Origin of the sequence: Pseudomonas sp. DR48, from assembly GCF_019823085.1 — a bacterium.
Classification (GTDB): Bacteria; Pseudomonadota; Gammaproteobacteria; order Pseudomonadales; family Pseudomonadaceae; genus Aquipseudomonas.
Window position 1 is genome coordinate 2361580 of record NZ_CP081946.1, and the last position, 19838, is coordinate 2381417.

The 19838-nt window shown below is 60.2% G+C and carries 16 protein-coding genes; 11 read left to right on the forward strand and 5 right to left on the reverse strand.

Annotated features, from left to right (window positions below):
* Positions 1-28: 28 nt before the first annotated feature.
* From hslV to K5K95_RS10830, 4 genes are all read right to left on the reverse strand, one after another.
* Entirely contained in the window at positions 29-559 is a 531-nt protein-coding gene (gene hslV / locus K5K95_RS10815) for an ATP-dependent protease subunit HslV (RefSeq protein WP_090176604.1), read from the reverse strand.
* Positions 560-790: 231 nt separating this feature from the next.
* Complete coding sequence (locus tag K5K95_RS10820) at positions 791-1498, reverse strand: SPOR domain-containing protein (RefSeq protein ID WP_222589425.1); 708 nt, start codon at positions 1496-1498, stop codon at positions 791-793.
* 1 nt (position 1499) lies between these two features.
* Positions 1500-3236 carry an arginine--tRNA ligase gene (argS, locus tag K5K95_RS10825; RefSeq protein ID WP_222589426.1) on the reverse strand — a complete coding sequence of 579 codons (1737 nt, stop codon included), beginning with the start codon at positions 3234-3236 and terminating at the stop codon, positions 1500-1502.
* Between the two features lie 239 nt (positions 3237-3475).
* Complete coding sequence (locus K5K95_RS10830) at positions 3476-5695, reverse strand: primosomal protein N' (protein ID WP_222589427.1); 2220 nt, start codon at positions 5693-5695, stop codon at positions 3476-3478.
* A 290-nt stretch (positions 5696-5985) separates the two neighbouring features.
* On the opposite strand from K5K95_RS10830, the gene rpmE reads away from it, so the two are divergent.
* The 3 genes from rpmE (at position 5986) to K5K95_RS10845 (ending at position 8486) form a co-directional block, all read left to right on the forward strand.
* Positions 5986-6219, forward strand: coding sequence for a 50S ribosomal protein L31 (gene rpmE, locus K5K95_RS10835; protein WP_027922104.1), 234 nt, complete (start codon positions 5986-5988; stop codon positions 6217-6219).
* A 14-nt stretch (positions 6220-6233) separates the two neighbouring features.
* Positions 6234-7034 carry a thermonuclease family protein gene (locus K5K95_RS10840; RefSeq protein WP_222589428.1) on the forward strand — a complete coding sequence of 267 codons (801 nt, stop codon included), beginning with the start codon at positions 6234-6236 and terminating at the stop codon, positions 7032-7034.
* A 183-nt stretch (positions 7035-7217) separates the two neighbouring features.
* On the forward strand, positions 7218-8486 hold the full coding sequence (locus tag K5K95_RS10845) for a malic enzyme-like NAD(P)-binding protein (RefSeq protein ID WP_090176589.1): 1269 nt from the start codon (positions 7218-7220) through the stop codon (positions 8484-8486).
* A 259-nt stretch (positions 8487-8745) separates the two neighbouring features.
* Here the strand turns inward: K5K95_RS10845 and K5K95_RS10850 are convergent, their stop codons facing one another.
* A complete protein-coding gene (locus tag K5K95_RS10850; protein ID WP_405046075.1) occupies positions 8746-11187 on the reverse strand; it encodes a penicillin-binding protein 1A in 2442 nt (813 codons plus the stop codon).
* A gap of 217 nt (positions 11188-11404) precedes the next feature.
* Here K5K95_RS10850 and K5K95_RS10855 point away from each other — a divergent pair, with 217 nt between their 5' ends.
* The 8 genes from K5K95_RS10855 to K5K95_RS10890 all read left to right on the forward strand — a co-directional run bounded on the left by K5K95_RS10855 (position 11405) and on the right by K5K95_RS10890 (position 19660).
* The gene (locus K5K95_RS10855) at positions 11405-12469 is read left to right on the forward strand and encodes a pilus assembly protein PilM (protein ID WP_222589430.1); all 1065 of its coding nucleotides are present in this window, start codon (positions 11405-11407) and stop codon (positions 12467-12469) included.
* Positions 12469-13035 (forward strand): PilN domain-containing protein, encoded by a 567-nt coding sequence (locus K5K95_RS10860; protein ID WP_222589431.1) that lies wholly within the window; start codon positions 12469-12471, stop codon positions 13033-13035. Before K5K95_RS10855 ends, K5K95_RS10860 begins: the two co-directional genes overlap by 1 nt.
* Positions 13032-13655, forward strand: coding sequence for a type 4a pilus biogenesis protein PilO (gene pilO, locus K5K95_RS10865; protein ID WP_222589432.1), 624 nt, complete (start codon positions 13032-13034; stop codon positions 13653-13655). The genes K5K95_RS10860 and pilO overlap by 4 nt, the downstream gene beginning before the upstream one ends.
* A complete protein-coding gene (locus tag K5K95_RS10870; protein WP_222589433.1) occupies positions 13652-14179 on the forward strand; it encodes a pilus assembly protein PilP in 528 nt (175 codons plus the stop codon). The genes pilO and K5K95_RS10870 overlap by 4 nt, the downstream gene beginning before the upstream one ends.
* Before the next feature lie 13 nt (positions 14180-14192).
* Positions 14193-16268, forward strand: a complete 2076-nt coding sequence (gene pilQ, locus K5K95_RS10875) for a type IV pilus secretin PilQ (RefSeq protein WP_222589434.1) — start codon at positions 14193-14195, stop codon at positions 16266-16268.
* Positions 16269-16272: 4 nt separating this feature from the next.
* Entirely contained in the window at positions 16273-16791 is a 519-nt protein-coding gene (gene aroK, locus K5K95_RS10880) for a shikimate kinase AroK (protein ID WP_222589435.1), read from the forward strand.
* 150 nt (positions 16792-16941) lie between these two features.
* Positions 16942-18042, forward strand: a complete 1101-nt coding sequence (gene aroB, locus K5K95_RS10885; protein WP_222589436.1) for a 3-dehydroquinate synthase — start codon at positions 16942-16944, stop codon at positions 18040-18042.
* Between the two features lie 10 nt (positions 18043-18052).
* Entirely contained in the window at positions 18053-19660 is a 1608-nt protein-coding gene (locus K5K95_RS10890; RefSeq protein ID WP_222589437.1) for an AAA family ATPase, read from the forward strand.
* The last annotated feature ends 178 nt before the right edge of the window (positions 19661-19838 follow it).

The window sequence follows — 19838 nt, forward strand, 5'->3', positions numbered from 1 at the left end:
GAGCCGTGGCACTAAGGCCGGAACAGGCTTACTCCGCGAGGTCCTGCTCCTCAATGGTAAAGGTGTGGTTGGTGAATACGCAGATGTCGCCGGCGATGCCGAGTGCGGTTTCGACGATTTCTCGGGCCGACAGATCGGTTTTCTTCAGCAGGGCGCTGGCGGCAGCCTGGGCGTAACCGCCACCGGAACCCATGGCGATCAAGCCTTGCTCGGGCTCAACCACGTCGCCGTTGCCGGTGATGATTAGAGAGGCGTCTTTGTTGGCGACCGCGAGCATGGCTTCGAGGCGGCTGAGGGAGCGGTCAGTGCGCCATTCTTTGGCGAGTTCGACAGCGGCGCGAACCAAGTGGCCCTGATGTTTCTCAAGCTGGCCTTCGAAACGCTCGAAGAGCGTGAAGGCGTCAGCGGTGGCCCCGGCAAAACCGGCGATAACCTGGCCGTGGTACAGGCGGCGAACTTTCTTCGCGTTGCCTTTCATCACGGTATTGCCGAGAGAAACCTGGCCGTCGCCGCCCATGACGACTTTGCCGTGGCGGCGAACTGAAACGATGGTGGTCAAAGGGAGAGTCTCCACGCAGCGGGGCGAAAATGCCTTATGCAAACTCATATGGGGGTGGTGGCGCGTATTTCAACTGTAGGACTTGGCGGGGGACGAGCGGTGTTTTCGCAAACGGAAGGGTAGTGCTTGTTCTGACGCCTTCGCGGGCAAGCCCGCTCCCACAGGGTTGGTGCATATTCTGTGGGAGCGAGCCTGCTCGCGATGAACGATGACGCGGTGACCTTGAGGGAATCAGCGGTTCTGGCGTTGTTGTAACAACAGGTTGCTGAAGCCGGCGCCGGCCAGTTGTTTCTGAGCGGTGGTCAGTTGTTCGCGGTTGCTGAACGGTCCGACCAACACCCGATACCAGGTTTCGTCTTTAACGGTGCCGGATTCAACCGCCACTGCCTGGCCCAGCAGAATGATCTGCGCCCGAACCTTGTCCGCGTCAGCCTGCTTGCGGAAGGAACCCGCCTGCAAGAAGAACTTGGTCACTGGCGCCGCCTTCGACACCGGTGGTGCTGGCGGCGGTGTGATCCCGGCCAATGCGGCCTGAGCTCGCTGTGTGTCGATCTTCGCCGCCTGCTCCGGTGTGACCGGCGTGGTCGGAACGGCTGGCACTTGCGGCGACGGCAGGGTTTTCTCCGGCACGGCGTCCGGTGGCACGATCACTTCCGATTCCGGCAGCAGGGTATAGAAGTCGTACTTCGGCTTGACCGGTTGCGTCGGGCTCGGCGGCGTCTTGTTGGCCTCGGCGATTTTCGTCGCTTTCTGCTGCTCGATTTTCTCGCGCTTGACGCTTTCGCTGCCCTTGCCCGGCTCCAGCTTCATCAGGAACACCACGAATGCGCCGACCGTCAGGCCGATCGCCATCCACAGCCAACCCGGGATCGGTTGCTTTGCAGGGGCTTGGTAACGGCTGGCGCCACGCTTGGGTGCAGGTTTTTTCTTGGCAGCCAACTTACATACGCTCCAGAGTTTCCAGACCCAAGAGTTCCAGGCCTTGCTTGAGAGTGCGACCGGTCAGCGCGGCGAGGCGCAGGCGGCTCTGCATTTGCGCCGGGGTATCGGCGCTGAGGATCGGGCAGTTCTCGTAGAAACTGGAGAACAGACCGGCGACATCGTACAGGTAGGTGCACAGGATGTGCGGTGTGCCTTTTTCGCCAACGTTATTCAGTACTTCGCCGAACTGCGCCAGCTTGGCCGCCAGCTCGTGTTCGTGCGCCGCGTCGAGGACGATCTGGCCTTCGACTTCGCTGAAGTCCTTGCCCAGTTTGCGGAACACACCGGCCACCCGGGTGTAGGCGTACAGCAGGTAAGGCGCGGTATTGCCTTCGAAGTTCAACATCAGATCGAAGTTGAAGCTGTAGTCGCTGGTGCGGTGTTTGGACAGGTCGGCATATTTCACCGCGCCGATGCCGACGACCCTGGCGATATTGCGCAATTCGTCATCAGCCAGCTCTGGATTCTTGTCCTTGACCAGGGTGTAGGCGCGTTCCTGGGCTTCGGTCAGCAGGTCGATCAGCTTCACGGTGCCGCCGTCACGGGTCTTGAACGGACGGCCGTCTTTACCATTCATGGTGCCGAAGCCCATGTGTTCCATTTCCATCGGGTGCGTCACGAAACCGGCCTTGCGGGCGACCGCGAACACTTGCTGGAAGTGCAGCGCCTGACGCTGGTCGACGAAGTACAGCGCGCGATCAGCCTTGAGCTTGCCGCTGCGGTAGCGTATCGCCGCCAGGTCGGTGGTGGCATAGAGGTAGCCGCCGTCTGCCTTGACGATGATCACCGGCAGCGGGTCGCCGTCGGCGTTCTTGAATTCGTCGAGGAACACGCATTGCGCGCCGTTGCTTTCAACCAGCAGGCCGGCGGCCTTGAGGTCATTGACCACGTTGATCAGGTCGTCGTTGTAGGCGCTTTCGCCCATCACGTCGGCCATGGTCAGTTTGACGTTCAGCAGTTCGTAGATTTTCTGGCAGTGCGACAGCGAGATGTCTTTGAACTTGGTCCACAGCGCCAGGCAGTCAGGATCACCGGCCTGCAACTTGACCACCAGGCCGCGGGCACGGTCAGCGAACTCTTCGGATTCATCGAAGCGTTGCTTGGCGGCGCGGTAGAAGTTCTCCAGGTCCGACAGTTCGTCGCTGGTGATCGGATTTTCCTGGAGGTACGCCATCAGCATGCCGAATTGGGTGCCCCAGTCGCCAACGTGATTCTGACGGATCACCTCGTCGCCGAGGAACTCCAGCACGCGCGCCACGCCGTCGCCGATGATGGTCGAACGCAAGTGGCCGACGTGCATCTCTTTGGCCAGGTTCGGTGCCGACAGATCGACCACGGTGCGTTGCACCGGGCCAGCCTTGCGCACGCCGATGTGTTCGTCTGCCAGCGCGGCGTCCAGGCGTGACGCCAGGGCATCGGTATTCTGGAAGAAGTTCAGGAAGCCCGGGCCGGCGATCTCGGTCTTGGCGACGTTTTCGTCAGCCGGCAGCGCAGCGATGATCTTCTCGGCCAGGTCACGCGGCTTCATGCCGGCCGGTTTGGCCAGCATCATCGCGATGTTGCTGGCGAAGTCGCCGTTTTTCTTGTCACGGGAGTTTTCCACCTGGATCGCCGGCGACAGGCCTTCAGGCAACACACCTTCGTTGACGAGTTGGGTGATGGCTTGTTGGATCAGCTGGCGAATGGTGTCTTTCATGGTGTTCTCTTTCGACCGCAAGCGCGGCGGCGCCTGGATGCGCTAGTGGAAAAACTGGGCATTATCCGTGGCCCAGACGTGCTTGCCAACTATAGCGGGCAGGTTATGGATATGTGGTGACTATTCGGGCCTCATCGCGAGCAGGCTCGCTCCCACAGTGGATCGGCGGTGTTGATACTTTATTTGCCCACTACCAAAAACCTGTGGGAGCGAGCCTGCTCGCGATGGCGATCTTAATATCAATACAAATCGACGGGATCGACATCGAGCGACCAACGCACCGCTCGCCCGCTCGGCATCTGCTCCAGCACCAGCAGCCAACTGGCAAGCAATCGATGCAATGGCGCTCGAGCCGTGGCCTGCAACAACAATTGCGCACGATAGCGCCCGGCACGTCGCTCCATTGGGGCCGGCACCGGCCCAAGCAGCTCGATTCCGGTCAATTGCTGCTCAGCCAGCAAACGCTCGGCCTCACTGCACGCCTCATCGAGAAAACCTTCGGCTTGTCCTGGTTTATGCGCTTCTGCCCGCAGCAGCGCCAAATGCGCAAACGGTGGCAATCCTGCAGAACGACGTTCGCTCAAGGCCTGCTCGGCAAAGGCGAAATACCCCTGTTCGGTCAATTGCACCAGCAGTGGATGGTCGGCCAAATGCGTCTGGATAATCACCTTGCCCGGCTCTTCGGCCCGGCCCGCACGGCCTGCGACCTGGACGATCAACTGAGCCATGCGCTCGCTGGCGCGGAAGTCGCCGGAGAACAGTCCGCCGTCGGCGTCGAGAATCGACACCAGCGTCACCCGTGGAAAGTGGTGCCCTTTGGCAAGCATTTGCGTACCGACCAGGATGCACGGATGGCCTTTCTGGATGGTGGCGAACAGCTGATTCATCGCGTCCTTGCGCGAAGTGCTGTCGCGGTCGACCCGCAGCACCGGGACGTCCGGAAATAAAATGCCCAGGCGCTCCTCGGCGCGCTCGGTGCCGGCGCCGACGGGCCGTAAATCGACCTTGCCGCATTTCGGGCAGTGCCGAGGTACTCGTTCGACGTAGCCGCAATGGTGACAGCGCAGTTCGCCGGAGCGCTGGTGCACGGTCATTCGGGCGTCGCAGCGCTGGCACTCGGACATCCAGCCACAGTCATGACACAACAGCGTCGGCGCGAAGCCGCGGCGGTTCAGGAACACCAACACTTGCTGACCGGCAGCCAGTGTCTGACCGATGGCTTGTTGCATCGGCCCGGAAATGCCGCTGTCCAGCGGACGGCTTTTCACATCCAGACGCAGGAACCGCGGCTGCTTGGCGCCACCCGCTCGTTCATTCAGACGCAGGAGTCCGTAGCGACCGGTGTAGGCGTTGTGCAGGCTTTCCAGTGACGGCGTGGCGGAGCCGAGCACGATTGGAATGTTTTCCTGCCGCGCACGAACCAGTGCCAGATCCCGGGCGTGGTAGCGCAGGCCTTCCTGCTGTTTATACGAGCCGTCGTGCTCTTCATCGATGATGATCAGGCCAGGGTTTTTCATCGGCGTGAACAGCGCCGAGCGCGTGCCGATAATAATGTCGGCGTCTCCGTCCCGGGCGGCGAGCCAGGCTTCGAGGCGCTCGCGGTCATTGACTGCAGAGTGGATCAGGGCGATGCGGGCATTGAAGCGCTGCTCGAAGCGCGCAAGGGTTTGCGGACCGAGGTTGATCTCCGGGATCAGCACCAGCGCCTGCTTGCCCGCCTCAAGCGTCTCGCGGATCAACTGCAAATACACTTCAGTCTTGCCGCTGCCGGTGACGCCGGCCAGCAGGAAGGCGTGATAACTGTCGAACCCGGCGCGAATGGCTTCATAAGCAGCGCGCTGCTCGGGGTTGAGCGGCAGCTCGGGTTGCGCGAGCCAGTGTTCGTGCCGAGCGCCAGGCGCGTGCTTGCGGATTTCCACCTGCACCAGATCCTTGGCGAGCAGTAAATCGAGGCTGTCCTTGCTTAGCATCAGCTTGCTCAGCAATTGATGAGCGACGCCGTGAGGATGTTGGGCAAGCGTCGCCAGGGCTTCACGCTGGCGGGGCGCGCGGGCGATGCGCGGGTCATCGAGGCTGGCGCCGGGCGCGGCGGACCAGAAGCGCTCCTGGCGTGCTTCGGCCAGTTCGCCCTGACGCAACAATACCGGCAGTGCCCAGCTCAACGTGTCGCCGAGGCTGTGCTGGTAATACTGGGACGTCCACAGGCACAGCTTGAACAGCGCCGGTGGCAGCGGCGGCGTGACGTCGAGCAGCGCCAGCGCCGGTTTGAGTTTTTCCACCGGCACTTCGCTGGTGTCGGTGACTTCCACCAGAATCCCGATCATCTCCCGTCGGCCGAAGGGCACCCGCAGGCGCATGCCCGGTTGCAACTGGGCGCGCAGGACCCCGGCCGGGGCGCGGTAATCGAACAGGCGGCGCAGGGGCGAAGGCAGGGCGAGGCGCAAAATGGCGTCGGGCACGCGGGGGGATCTCGGTCAGCAGGCGGTAAAAAGGCTCAGGCACATAACCTTGTAGGAGTGAGCCTGTTCGCGATAGCGGTGTTTCAGACGACACAAACGTGAATGACAGATCGCTATCGCGAGCAGGCTCACTCCCACAAGGGACGGCGCTTTGGGTCGGGAGCCTAGCAGACGGTCGGTATAAGCGACAGCTTGCGTGATTGGCGATGTCTGGTAGAATCCGCGGCCTAATTACGTGCGGTATTCAACAATAGTGTTGAGTGGCGGCACGCTAGCCCGAGGAAGACACCATGAAAGCCGATATCCATCCAACATACGAAGTCACCGCAGTTACCTGCAGCTGTGGCAACAAGTTCGAAACTCGTTCGAACCTGGCCAAGCCTCTGGCGATCGACGTATGCAACGAATGCCACCCGTTCTACACCGGTAAGCAGAAGACTCTGGATACTGGCGGTCGTGTACAGCGCTTCGCAGACCGTTTTGGCGCTTTTGGCAAAACCAAAGCTCCAGCTGCTGCAGAGTAAGGTTGAAGGGCCCTATGGGCTTTTCCTTGCTGTTAAAAAAGGCGTCCCTCGTGGGCGCCTTTTTTGTGTCCGCGATTTGGCTGTCCGGCGCCCACGCCTTCTGTCCGGTGCCGAGTGGGCTTACACCCGTTGCGGTGCAGCGAGTGGTCGATGGCGACACCTTGCGCCTGAGCGATGGCCGCAGTGTACGCATGATCGGCCTTAATACGCCTGAACTGGGCAAGCAGGGCCGTTCCGACGAGCCGTTCGCCGTGGCGGCACGCAAACGCCTGGAAGCATTGGTGGCTGCCAGCGACGGGCGGGTGGGTTTGCTGCCGGGTAAAGAGAGCAAGGATCACTACGGTCGCACGCTGGCTCATGTCTACGGTGCCGATGGCGCCAATCTCGAAGCGCAGATGCTTGCCGAAGGTCTTGGATTTCAAGTCGCGGTCGCGCCGAATGTCGATTTGGTCGGCTGCCAGCAAGCCGCCGAGCGCAGTGCCCGTCAGGCCGGTCTTGGCCTGTGGCGGCAATCCCCTGTACTGAAAGCGGAGCAGATCAGCACCTCGGGCTTCGCCGTGCTCAGTGGGCGTGTCAGCAAGGTTCAGCGCAATCGCGGCGGGGTTTGGATCGAGTTGCAGGATTCGGTTGTATTGCGCGTTGCACCCAATTTGTTGGGGCAGTTCGATGTTGCACAGCTGGAAAAGCTCAAAGGCAGGCAAATCGAGGCGCGTGGCTGGGTAGTGGATCGGTCGCGGCGTGGTGGTTTGAAATCCGGCCAGGCGCGCTGGCTACTGCCGCTGACCGATCCGTCGATGTTGCAGATGACGCCTTGAAAAAGAAATTGTAGACATTTTTAAATTGGATTGTGAACAGTCTATCCCTTGTGTTCCGTGGCTCTTGGCCCAAAGTCGTAAGGCAGGGCGCTTGACAGGGGTGACTGGTCAGTCTTGTGGGGATTTTGCGAGGCGCGTATCCTCGCTGACCAGTCTGTCCAACAGTAAAAGCGGAATGCCCCCATGTCTGATCTGAAAACTGCCGCTCTCGAATATCACGCCCATCCTCGTCCAGGTAAGCTGAGTGTCGAGCTCACCAAGGCCACCGCTACCGCCCGCGACCTGTCGCTGGCCTACAGCCCCGGCGTAGCCGAACCAGTACGCGAAATCGCTCGTGATCCTGAACTGGCCTACAAATACACCGGCAAAGGCAACCTGGTTGCAGTCATTTCCGATGGCACCGCGATTCTGGGTCTGGGTAACCTCGGCCCACTGGCTTCCAAGCCTGTCATGGAAGGTAAAGGCGTGCTGTTCAAGCGCTTCGCCGGCATCGACGTGTTCGACATCGAAGTCGACTCCGAAAGCCCACAAGCCTTCATCGACACCGTCAAGCGCATCTCCATCACCTTCGGTGGCATCAACCTGGAAGACATCAAGGCGCCTGAGTGCTTTGAGATCGAACGCGCTCTGATCGAGCAGTGCGACATTCCAGTGTTCCACGATGACCAGCACGGCACCGCAATCGTGACTGCGGCCGGCATGATCAACGCCCTGGAAATCGCTGGCAAAACCTTGGCTGACGCCAAGATTGTCTGCCTGGGTGCCGGTGCGGCCGCCATCTCCTGCATGAAATTGCTGGTGAGCATGGGCGCCAACATCGAAAACATCTTCATGGTCGACCGTACCGGCGTGATCCACTCCGGCCGTGACGACCTGAACCAGTACAAGGCTGTCTTCGCTCACGCGACCGACAAGCGCACCCTGGCTGACGCTCTCGCCGGTGCTGACGTGTTCGTCGGCCTGTCTGGTCCGAACCTGCTGAGCGCTGAAGGCCTGAAGTCCATGGCGGCCAACCCGATCGTGTTCGCATGCTCGAACCCGGATCCGGAAATCGCCCCGGAACTGGCTCACGCCACCCGTGACGACGTGATCATGGCCACCGGCCGTTCGGACTACCCGAACCAGGTCAACAACGTACTGGGCTTCCCGTTCATCTTCCGCGGTGCCCTGGACGTTCGCGCCAAACGCATCAACGAAGAAATGAAAGTGGCAGCGGCCAACGCCCTGCGTGAACTGGCCAAGCTGCCGGTTCCTCAGGAAGTGTGCGACGCCTACGGCGGCATCAAGCTGGAATTCGGTCGTGAGTACATCATTCCGAAACCAATGGATGCACGTCTGATCACCGTGATCTCCGATGCCGTGGCCAAGGCCGCTATCGAGACCGGCGTGGCGACCCTGCCGTATCCGAAGAACTACCCGCTGAAAAGCGTGGATGACGTGTTCAACGGATAACAGCAGCACCCATAAAAAAACCCAGCCTAGTGCTGGGTTTTTTTATGGGCTTCAAGTGGCAAGCTAAAAGCTGCAAGTGAAAGCGGGCGCATGGCGTTTTGATCGTTCCCACGCTCTGCGTGGGAACGCCTCTACGGACGCTCCGCGTTCGGCTGGGGAAGGGACGCGGAGCGTCCCAGGCTGCATTCCCACGCGGAGCGTGGGAACGATCAGCCCCGCGCTTCTTTCGAAGGCGAGGCTTTTTGGTGTCGCTACGCGATCAGAACAAATCGATCGGCGCCGACTCATCCGCTGGCAGCGGGCTGCCCGGTGCTGTGCCGTTACCCAGCTCATTCACCGATGGCGGCGTGTCTTCGGCCTTGAACAGTTCGAAGTAGGCCCCTGGCGTTCCAGGACTGGCCGCGCGGCCGCTGACCGGGTCGACCCGCAGGCTGAGAATGCCTTCTGGCTCTGGTTGCGTATGAGGCGGCTTGTCTTTAAGGGCTGCCGCCATGTAGTTCATCCAGATCGGCAGCGCCACGGTGCCACCGAACTCGCGCTTGCCCAGGCTTTCCGGCTGATCGAACCCCGTCCAGACGGTGGTTACATAGTCGGCGTTGTAGCCCGAGAACCATGCATCCTTGGATTCGTTGGTGGTCCCGGTCTTGCCCGCGATGTCGCTGCGGCCCAAGGCCAGGGCGCGACGGCCGGTACCAAGCTTGATCACGTCCTCAAGCATGCTGTTGAGGATGTACGTGGTGCGGCCATCGATGATGCGTTCAGCCACCGCAGGCGTTTGTGGCGTAGTGCCTGGCGCGGCCGCAGCCTCGCCCGGGGTCTGGTTGACCGTAAACGTCTGGGCGACCGGTGCGGCGATACCGCTGGTGGCTGCGCCCCCCTGAGGCACGCTCGGTGGATTGGCAACGAACAGGGTGTCACCGTTGCGGCTTTCGATTTTATCGATGATGTACGGGCTGACCTTGTAACCGCCGTTGGCGAAAGTGCTCCAGCCTGTGGCGATTTCCATCGGCGTCAGGGTCGCGGTGCCCAGCGCCAGCGACAAGTTGCGCGGCAGGTCCTGCTTGTTGAAGCCGAACTTGCTGATGTAGTCGATGGTGCGATCAACGCCCAACGCCTGCACCAGGCGGATCGAGACCAGGTTGCGCGACTTGTACAAACCTTCACGCAGGCGAATCGGCCCGAGGAAGGTATTGGTGTCGTTCTTTGGACGCCAGACCTTGTCCAGGTATTCGTCGACGAACACGATCGGCGCATCGTTGACCAGGCTGGCGGCGGTGTAGCCGTTATCCAGCGCGGCGCTGTAGACGAATGGCTTGAAGCTCGAACCCGGCTGACGCTTGGCCTGCATGGCACGGTTGTAGTTGCTCTGCTCGAAGGCAAAACCACCGACCAGCGAGCGGATGGCGCCGTTCTGCGGGTCGAGCGACACCAGGGCACCTTGCGCTTGCGGGATCTGGCTGAATTTCAGTGAGTTGTCCGGCTGGCGCTGAACGCGGATCAGATCACCGACCTGGGCCACATCCGACGGTTGTTTCGGGTTGGCGCCCATGCTGTTGGTGTTCAAGAACGGACGTGCCCACTTCATGCTGTCCCAGCTGACGTGTTCGTCACCGGTGCGAGTCATTACTTGCAGGCCGTTCTTGTCGACTTGAGTGACGATCGCAGGCTCGAGGGTGCTGATGGTGCGCTGTTTGGTCAGCTCGACTGCCCAGGCTTCGCGAGTCTTGCCCGGCAGGCGCGACTCGGGACCGCGATAGCCGTGACGCTGGTCGTACGTCATCAAGCCTTCGTGGACCGCCGTGTTGGCCATTTCCTGCAAGTTGCTCGGCACCGTCGTGGTGACGCGGAAACCTTCGGTGTACGCGTCGCTGCCATAGCGGCCGACCATTTCGGCGCGGGCCATTTCAGCGATGTAGGGCGCGTTCACTTCAGGGGTCGGCACGTGGTAGCTGGCGTTCAGCGGCTCATTGATCGCGGTGGTGTAGTCGGCTTCGGAAATTTTCCCGAGCTTGTACATGCGTCCGAGGATCCAGTCGCGACGTTCCTTGCTGCGAGCCGGGTTGGCCAGCGGGTTGAAGCGCGAAGGGGCTTTGGGCAGGCCGGCGATCATCGCCATTTGCGCCAGGCTGACGTCACGAATCGACTTGCCGTAGTAAACCTGCGCAGCGGCTTCGATGCCGTAGGCGCGGTTACCCAGATAGATCTTGTTGACGTACAGCTCGAGGATCTCGTCCTTGGTCAACTGCCGCTCGATCTGCAGGGCCAGGAGGATTTCGGTGGTTTTACGTGAGAAGCTGCGTTCGCTGGTCAGGAAGAAGTTCTTGGCGACCTGCATGGTGATGGTGCTGCCGCCGGACTGGATGTGCCCGCTTTTAACCAGTTGGGTCGCTGCGCGCATCAGGCTGCTGGGGTCGACGCCATAGTGGTTGGCAAAATTGTCGTCTTCAGCACTTAGTAACGCATTGATGAAATTGGGGGGAATGTCGGCGAAACGGATCGGCGTACGGCGCATTTCGCCAAATTCGGCGATCAACTTGTTGTCGCTGCTGTAAACCCGCAACGGAATCTGCAACTGGATGCTTCTCAGAGCCTCCACGGACGGCAATCCGGGACTAAGGTAAAGATACGCGCCGCTCAGACCGAGAAGCAGTCCGCAGAAAACGGCGACGATGGACCAACCGAAAAATTTCAGCAGACGAATCAAGGCTTTGGGATATCCAGGGCAAAGAATGAATTAGGCAACAGGGTTCAGAAAACAGGGAACGACCCGCGCTTGCAGTAAAAACCGGAAAAAATCGCTCGGCATTATAAGCATTTTTCCGTCGAGAGCGTCATTTGCGCTGCTGTCAAGACGGGTGGTTTGAACGCAATGGATATTACAGAGTCCGTAAGACACGGATTGTCATAGGGAATTGGTAGTGCTAGGACTCTTCAACAAGAAAGCCAATACGCTTCTGGGGATCGACATCAGCTCCACGTCGGTGAAGCTATTAGAGCTTAGTCGCCAAGGCGACCGTTATCGGGTTGAAGCCTATGCGGTCGAACCGTTGCCCACCAACGCCGTGGTCGAAAAAAATATCGCCGAGCTCGAAGGCGTGGGGCAGGCACTCGCGCGCGTGCTGGCAAAGGCCAAGACCAGTCTGCGGAACGTTGCCGTGGCCGTCGCCGGCTCGGCCGTCATCACCAAGACCATCGAGATGGACGCCGGTCTTTCCGACGACGAGATGGAAAACCAGCTCAAGATCGAAGCGGATCAGTACATTCCTTACCCTTTGGATGAGGTCGCCATCGACTTCGAAGTCCAGGGCGCTTCGGTGCGTAACCCTGAGCGGGTCAATGTGCTGTTGGCGGCCTGTCGCAAGGAAAACGTCGAAGTGCGTGAAGCGGCTCTGGCCCTCGCCGGCCTGACCGCTCGCGTGGTGGACGTCGAGGCCTACGCGCTGGAGCGCTCCTATTCTTTGCTGGCAACCCATCTGGCGGCCTCTCAGGAGCGTTTGACGGTGGCAGTGGTCGATATTGGCGCCACCATGACCACCCTCAGCGTCCTCCATAACGGGCGGATCATCTACACCCGCGAACAATTGTTCGGCGGTCGCCAGCTCACGGAGGAAATCCAGCGCCGTTATGGCCTGACCCTCGAGCAGGCCGGGCTTGCGAAAAAACAGGGTGGATTGCCGGACGACTACCTCAGCGAAGTATTGCAGCCTTTTCGCGATGCGCTGGTGCAGCAGGTTTCCCGTTCATTGCAGTTCTTCTTCGCCTCCGGTCAATACAACGCGGTCGATCACATTCTGCTGGCCGGTGGTACCGCGTCGGTCCCGGGGCTTGACCGGTTGATCGAACAACGGCTCGGTACGCCGACCCAGGTGGCTAATCCGTTCGCCAATATGGCGCTGAGCAGCAAGGTCAATGCGGGCGCCCTGGCGAGCGATGCGCCGGCCTTGATGATCGCCTGTGGACTGGCCCTCAGGAGTTTCGACTGATGGCACGGATCAACCTTTTACCCTGGCGCGAGGAGCTGCGCGAAGCACGCCGCAAACGCTTTTTGCTGGCGCTGGTCGGCGTGTTGGTCGGTTCCGTGGGTGCCGTACTCATTGCAGACCAGATCATCAGCGGTGCGATTGACCGGCAAGTGGCCCGTAACGATTACATCGACAAGCAGATTGCCGTGGTCGACGAGCGGATCAAACAGATCAGCGACCTGAAATCCCGTCGCCAGCAACTGGTGGAGCGCATGCGCATCATCCAGGACCTGCAAGGCAATCGCCCCATCAGCGGACGGATTTTCGACCAACTGGCGCGCACACTGCCGGACGGGGTGTATTTCACCGAAGTGAAAATGGTCGGAAAAACCTTATCGATCACCGGCGCGGCGGAGTCCAACAATCGAGTGTCGGAGTTGATGCGCAATCTGGACGCCTCGGATTGGTTCGACGCACCCAGCCTCACAGAGGTCAAGGCGACCACCGCCGGTCAGCTGGATCAGGCCAATGTTTTTCTGTTGACCGTCCGTCAGACGCAGCCCGCCGTTGTAGAGGTGGGTCAATGAACCCTTCTGGATGGTTCGAAGCGCTGCGCAAGATCGATATCAACGATCTGGACACCAACAACATCGGCTCCTGGCCTCCAGCGATCAAGGCGCTGGCAGGGATTCTGCTGATGATTCTGGTCCTGGCGCTGGGCTATTCCTTTTACCTCAGCGATCTGGAAGATCAATTGGGACTCAAGCGCGAACAGGAATCGACCCTCAAGGAGCAATTCGCGACCAAGGCCCGCATGGCGGCGAACCTCGAGCTGTACACTCAGCAGATGACGGAGATGGAGAACTCATTCGGCGTATTGTTGCGGCAATTGCCCAGCGACACCGAAGTGCCTGGTCTGCTGGAAGACATTACCCGTACAGGGTTGGGCAGCGGGCTGGAGTTCGAAGAGATCAAATTGCTGCCGGAGGTCACGCAGCAGTTCTACATCGAGTTGCCTATCCAGATCACTGTTACCGGTGCCTATCATGACCTGGCGACGTTTGTCAGTGGCGTGGCCGGGCTGCCGCGGATCGTTACGCTGCATGATTTCGACCTCGCTCCGGTCGACCCCGAGAGTGGTCCCAAGCTGCGCATGAGTATCCTTGCCAAGACCTATCGCTACAACGACAAGGGGCTGCAGAAATGAGCCCGGCTCGTTGTTTCTCGATGGCGATGTTGTTCGCTGGCCTGGCGGGCTGTGGCAACGCCAATGACGTCAGTGACCTCGATGCCTACATGAATGAAGTACGCCTCAGGCCGCCCGGCAAGATTGAACCAACGCCGACTTTTAGGTCTTACCCCACGTTCACGTACAACGCTGCCAACCTGCGCAGCCCGTTTTCCCGGCAGGTCAGGGTTGATCTGGCGGGCCAGAAGCATGGCTCGCGCAACGTCAAGCCCGACCCCAACCGCACCAAGCAGTACCTCGAAGGTTTCAACATCGAGCAGTTTGAAATGGTCGGCACGATCTCCAATGCGACCGGCTCCTTTGCGCTGTTGCGCGGGGCGGGCGGTGTGCATCGGTTGAAAGTCGGCGATTACCTGGGGCGTAACGATGGACGGATCGTCGCCATCAGCGGCTCACAAGTCGATGTGGTCGAAATCGTGCCCGACGGCCAAGGTGCCTGGCTGGAACGACCGCGGACCATCCCTTTGAAAGAGCACTCATAGTGGAACTCGAACAATGAACAGGATTTTCTCAACCGTCGGTATCACGCTATGGATAGCGTTGCTGTCGCCGATGGTACAAGCGGCCAACCTCAAGGCGCTGGATGTCGCCGCGCTGCCGGGTGATCGCGTCGAGTTGAAGTTGTCTTTCGACGGGCCGCCACCGGAGCCCCACGGATACACGACCGAGTCACCTGCGCGAATCGCGCTCGATCTACCCGGTGTGGTCAATCAGCTGACGAGCAAGAATCGTGATCTGGGCGGCGGCAATGCGCGCAGCGCGACGGTGGTGGAGGCTAAAGATCGTACGCGGCTGATCATCAACCTGACCCAGTTGACCCCGTATAACGCCCGGGTCGAAGGCAACAAACTGATTGTGGTGGTCGGGCAGGGGGCCACCAAGGCGCCTCGACCGCCGGCCAGTGCGCCCCGCGTCGCGACGGCAAAGCCTGCCCCGGTGAAAGCCTATGTGCCCGCCAACAAAGCCATCCGTGGCGTGGACTTCCAGCGTGGCACCCAGGGTGAAGGCAATGTGGTGATCGACTTGTCGGATCCTTCAATCGCCCCGGATATCCAGGAGCGCGACGGCAAGATTATCCTCGGTTTCGCCAGGACCCAATTGCCTGAGCCGTTGCGCGTGCGTCTGGACGTCAAGGATTTCGCCACGCCGGTTCAATTCGTCAACGCCAGTGCCACGGGCGACCGGGCGACGATCAGCATCGAGCCCAGCGGAGCGTTCGATTATTCGACCTACCAGACCGACAACAAGCTGACGGTCAGTATTCGTCCGATGACCGTCGACGACCTGCAAAAGCGCAACGCCGAGCGTTTTGCCTATACCGGTGAAAAGCTCTCGCTGAATTTCCAGGACATCGATGTGCGTTCGGTACTGCAGTTGATCGCCGATTTCACCAACCTCAACCTGGTCGCCAGTGACACCGTGCAGGGCGGCATTACCTTGCGTTTGCAAAACGTCCCATGGGACCAGGCGCTGGACCTGGTGCTGAAAACCAAAGGCCTGGACAAGCGCAAGATCGGCAACGTTCTGCTGGTGGCGCCGGCCGATGAAATCGCCGCTCGCGAACGCCAGGAGCTGGAATCGCAGAAGCAGATTTCCGACCTCGCGCCGCTGCGTCGAGAGTTGCTGCAGGTCAATTACGCCAAGGCTGCCGATATCGCCAAACTGTTCACTTCGGTAACCAGTGCCGAAGCGAAAGCCGACGAGCGGGGCTCCATCACGGTTGATGAGCGGACCAACAACATCATTGCCTACCAGACCCAGGACCGCCTCGACGAGCTTCGGCGGATCGTCGCGCAACTGGATATACCGGTGCGCCAGGTGATGATCGAGGCGCGAATCGTCGAAGCCAATGTCGACTATGACAAAAGCCTCGGTGTGCGCTGGGGCGGTTCGGCTCAGAACAAGGGCAACTGGAACACGTCCGGGGTCAGCGGCTCCTCGACGACCATTGGTACGCCGGGCAGCACCAGCACCAACTCACCGTTTGTCGATCTGGGTGCTGCCGGCAATACCTCGGGGATCGGCATCGCCTTCATCACCGACAACGTGTTGCTGGATCTGGAGCTGACGGCGATGGAGAAGACCGGCAACGGAGAAATTGTCTCGCAGCCGAAGGTCGTCACGTCCGACAAGGAAACCGCAAAAATCCTCAAGGGCACCGAGATTCCCTATCAGGAAGCCAGTTCCAGTGGCGCGACTTCGGTGTCTTTCAAGGAAGCCTCGCTGTCGCTTGAAGTGACGCCGCAGATCACCCCGGACAACCGGATCATCATGGAGGTCAAGGTCACCAAGGATGAGCCGGACTACCTGAACAAAGTCCAGGATGTACCGCCGATCAAGAAAAACGAAGTCAATGCCAAGGTGCTGGTCAACGACGGCGAGACCATCGTGATCGGTGGAGTTTTCTCAAATACTCAGAGCAAGGTTGTAGATAAGGTGCCATTTCTCGGTGATGTGCCGTATCTTGGCCGCCTTTTCCGGCGTGACGTGGTTTCGGAGAAAAAATCCGAGCTGCTGGTATTTCTCACTCCGCGTATCATGAACAACCAGGCGATTGCTGTGAGTCATTGATTCTGTGCGAAATTTGATTCTTGTTGGACCGATGGGGGCTGGAAAAAGCACCATCGGCCGGTTGCTGGCCAAAGAGCTGCGCCTGCCGTTCAAAGATTCCGATAAGGAAATTGAATTGCGCACGGGCGCCAATATCCCGTGGATTTTCGATAAGGAAGGCGAACCGGGCTTCCGTGACCGCGAGCAGGCAATGATTGCCGAGCTGTGTGGTTGCGACGGCGTGGTGCTGGCGACCGGTGGTGGCGCGGTAATGCGCGAAGCCAATCGTCGGGCACTGCGCGCCGGTGGTCGGGTGGTTTATCTGCATGCCTCCGTCGAGCAGCAGGTCGGCCGCACTTCCCGCGATCGCAATCGGCCGCTGTTGCGTACAGCCGATCCGGCCAAGACCCTTCGGGACCTGTTGGCGATCCGCGATCCGCTTTATCGGGAAATCGCCGACCTGGTGGTGGAAACGGATGAGCGGCCGCCGCGAATGGTGGTGCTCGACATTCTCGAACGCTTGCAGCAGCTACCTCCCCGTTAATGCCCGGCGCGAAATGCGCTATCCTCGGCGTCCTGTCACAACCGCTCAAGGTTGTGGCAGATGGCTGCCAAACGGCGTCACACCAACAGGCATCATGGACATTCGTTAATTCAAGGCAGGACGCCTGATTCATCTTCACTGTGGGGACACATGCAGACACTCAAGGTCGACTTAGGCGAGCGCAGCTACCCGATTCATATTGGCGAAGGTTTGTTGGATCAGCCTGAGCTGCTGGCCCCGCACATCCGCGGACGGCAAGTAGCGATCATCTCCAACGAGACCGTTGCGCCGCTCTATCTGGAGCGTCTGACCCGCAGCCTCGCGCAATTCTCGGTGATTTCCGTGGTGCTGCCCGACGGCGAAGCCTTCAAGACCTGGGAAACCCTGCAACTGATTTTCGACGGCCTGCTGACCGCACGGCACGATCGACGTACCACGGTGATCGCCCTCGGTGGTGGTGTTATAGGTGACATGGCCGGTTTTGCCGCGGCCTGTTACCAGCGCGGCGTCGATTTCATCCAGGTCCCGACCACATTGCTGTCGCAAGTCGACTCCTCGGTGGGCGGCAAGACCGGGATCAACCATCCGCTGGGCAAAAACATGGTCGGCGCGTTTTATCAGCCGAACGTGGTGCTGATCGATACCGCCACCCTCAATACCCTGCCGGCCCGCGAACTCTCTGCCGGGCTGGCGGAAGTCATCAAGTACGGGCTGATCTGCGATGAGCCGTTCCTGACCTGGCTCGAAGAAAACGTCGATAGCCTGCGCGCCCTGGATCAGGTGGCCCTGACGTATGCCATCGAGCGCTCTTGCGCGGCCAAGGCTGCGGTGGTCGGTGCCGACGAGAAGGAAACCGGCGTTCGTGCCACCTTGAACCTGGGTCACACCTTCGGCCACGCTATCGAAACTCATATGGGCTATGGTGTCTGGCTGCATGGCGAGGCTGTGGCTGCTGGCACCGTAATGGCGTTGGAAATGTCTGCGCGCCTGGGCTGGATCACCGAGCAGGAACGTGATCGTGGTATTCGCCTGTTCCAGCGCGCCGGATTGCCGGTCATCCCGCCTGAAGAGATGACCGAAGCCGATTTTCTCGAACACATGGCAATTGACAAGAAAGTGATCGACGGTCGTTTGCGCCTGGTGCTGCTGCGCCACATGGGCGAAGCGGTGGTGACCGACGATTATCCGAAAGAGGTTTTACAGGCCACGCTGGGAGCGGATTACCGCGCCCTGGCTCAGCTTAAAGGTTAATAAGATCCCGATGACTAGTTTGCATGCCGACGAGGCTTTCCTCGGCCATTACCAGTTAAACCATGACCCTTTTGCTCCACGGGTGCCTGGTTTCAAATTTTTCCCGGCCCAGCGCAAGCCGGTGCTGGGACAACTGCACCATCTGGCGCGTTACAGCCAGTTGCTGCTGGTGGTCACCGGCCCGCAAGGCAGTGGCAAGACCCTGTTGCGTCAGGCGCTCGTAGCCAGCACCAACAAACAGTCGGTGCAGAGCCTGGTGGTTTCCGCCCGTGGCGCCGGTGATGCGGCTGGCGTGCTGCGTCAGGTGGCCCAGGCGCTGAACATCGAACAGGCCGAAATCGGCGCGATCCTCTCTCAAGTGGTGCAGTTGGCGCTGACGGGGCAGGAAGTCTATTTGCTGGTGGATGATGCCGAGCAACTCGACGAATCCGCGCTGGAAGCCTTGCTGGCGCTCGCCGCTGGGGCGCCGGAAGGTCGGCCGCACGTGTTCCTGTTCGGTGAGTCCTCGCTGATTGCTCAGCTTGACGCGCTCAGCCTTGAGGAAGAGCGTTTCCACGTCATCGAATTGCAGCCCTACACCGAAGAAGAAACGCGCGAATATCTGGCTCAGCGCCTTGAAGGTGCCGGTCGGGGTATCGAACTTTTTACCGCAGATCAGATCTCTGATATTCACGAAAGCTCCGACGGTTGGCCTGGCAATATCAACCAGGTCGCCCGCGATGCAATGATCGAAGCCATGATTGCCAGCCGCTCAGCGGTGAAGCGTCCAAGTATGGGGTTCAACATGCCGAAGAAACACGTATTGGCGATATCCGCCGTCGTCGTGGTCGCGGTAGCCGCCGCCTGGTTGATGCCAGGTCGCAGCAAAGCACCGACCACTGGCGCTCCTGCCAACGAGCAGGCGCAATTGCCGCTCGGCCAGGGCGCGCCAAAACCCAATAGCGGCGGTGCACCATCCGTCGAATTCGCCGGTAATACACAACCGATGCCGTTACCGCTGGTCGGTAACTCGCAACCGGTCATGCGCGGTCCGTTAGCCGAAGCGGCTGGCGGTATTACTGAAGGTGACGACGGCGTGCCTGTCGAAGGTTCCAGCGCTAAACCGCCTACCGTGACCACCACTGCGCCGCCTGCGGGTATCCAGCCTGGTCCTGCACCAACGCCTGCCGCCAAACCGACGCCTGCGCCGACTCAGGTGGCAACAGCCAAGCCGGTCCCGACCGCGCCTGCCGTGAAGCCGGCTCCAGCGCCTGCCAAGCCCGCCGCCGTGGCTACCGCCAAACCTGTCGAGAAAGCGGCCGAGAAGCCCGCTGCCGCCGCGAAAGGCGCCGGTGGCACCTGGTACGCCGGGCAACCGACGAGCAACTACGTGGTGCAGATCCTCGGTACCAGCTCTGAAACGGCCGCGCAAAACTTCGTGAAAGAGCAGGGCGGCGAGTACCGTTATTTCAAGAAAGTCCTCAACGGCAAACCGCTTTACGTCATCACCTACGGTAACTTCGCCAACCGCGATGCAGCCGTTACCGCCATCAAGGCCTTGCCAGCGAAGGTTCAGGCTGGTAAACCTTGGCCTCGCACTGTCGCCAGCGTCCAACAGGAACTGGCAACAACTCGCTGAAGATTCGGCGGCCTTACCCAGGCCGCCTCTCCAAGCACCTCAAAATTTCTACAAGCGCATGCCGTCTCTACAGACCGCGTGCCTTGTGGTGTCTGCGTCATAGTGGTCTTTGAGTCGTTGCGGTCAAAATTAAAAAAGTTTTGACTAGCACAGCATATCGCTTTAAACCTTTCACAAA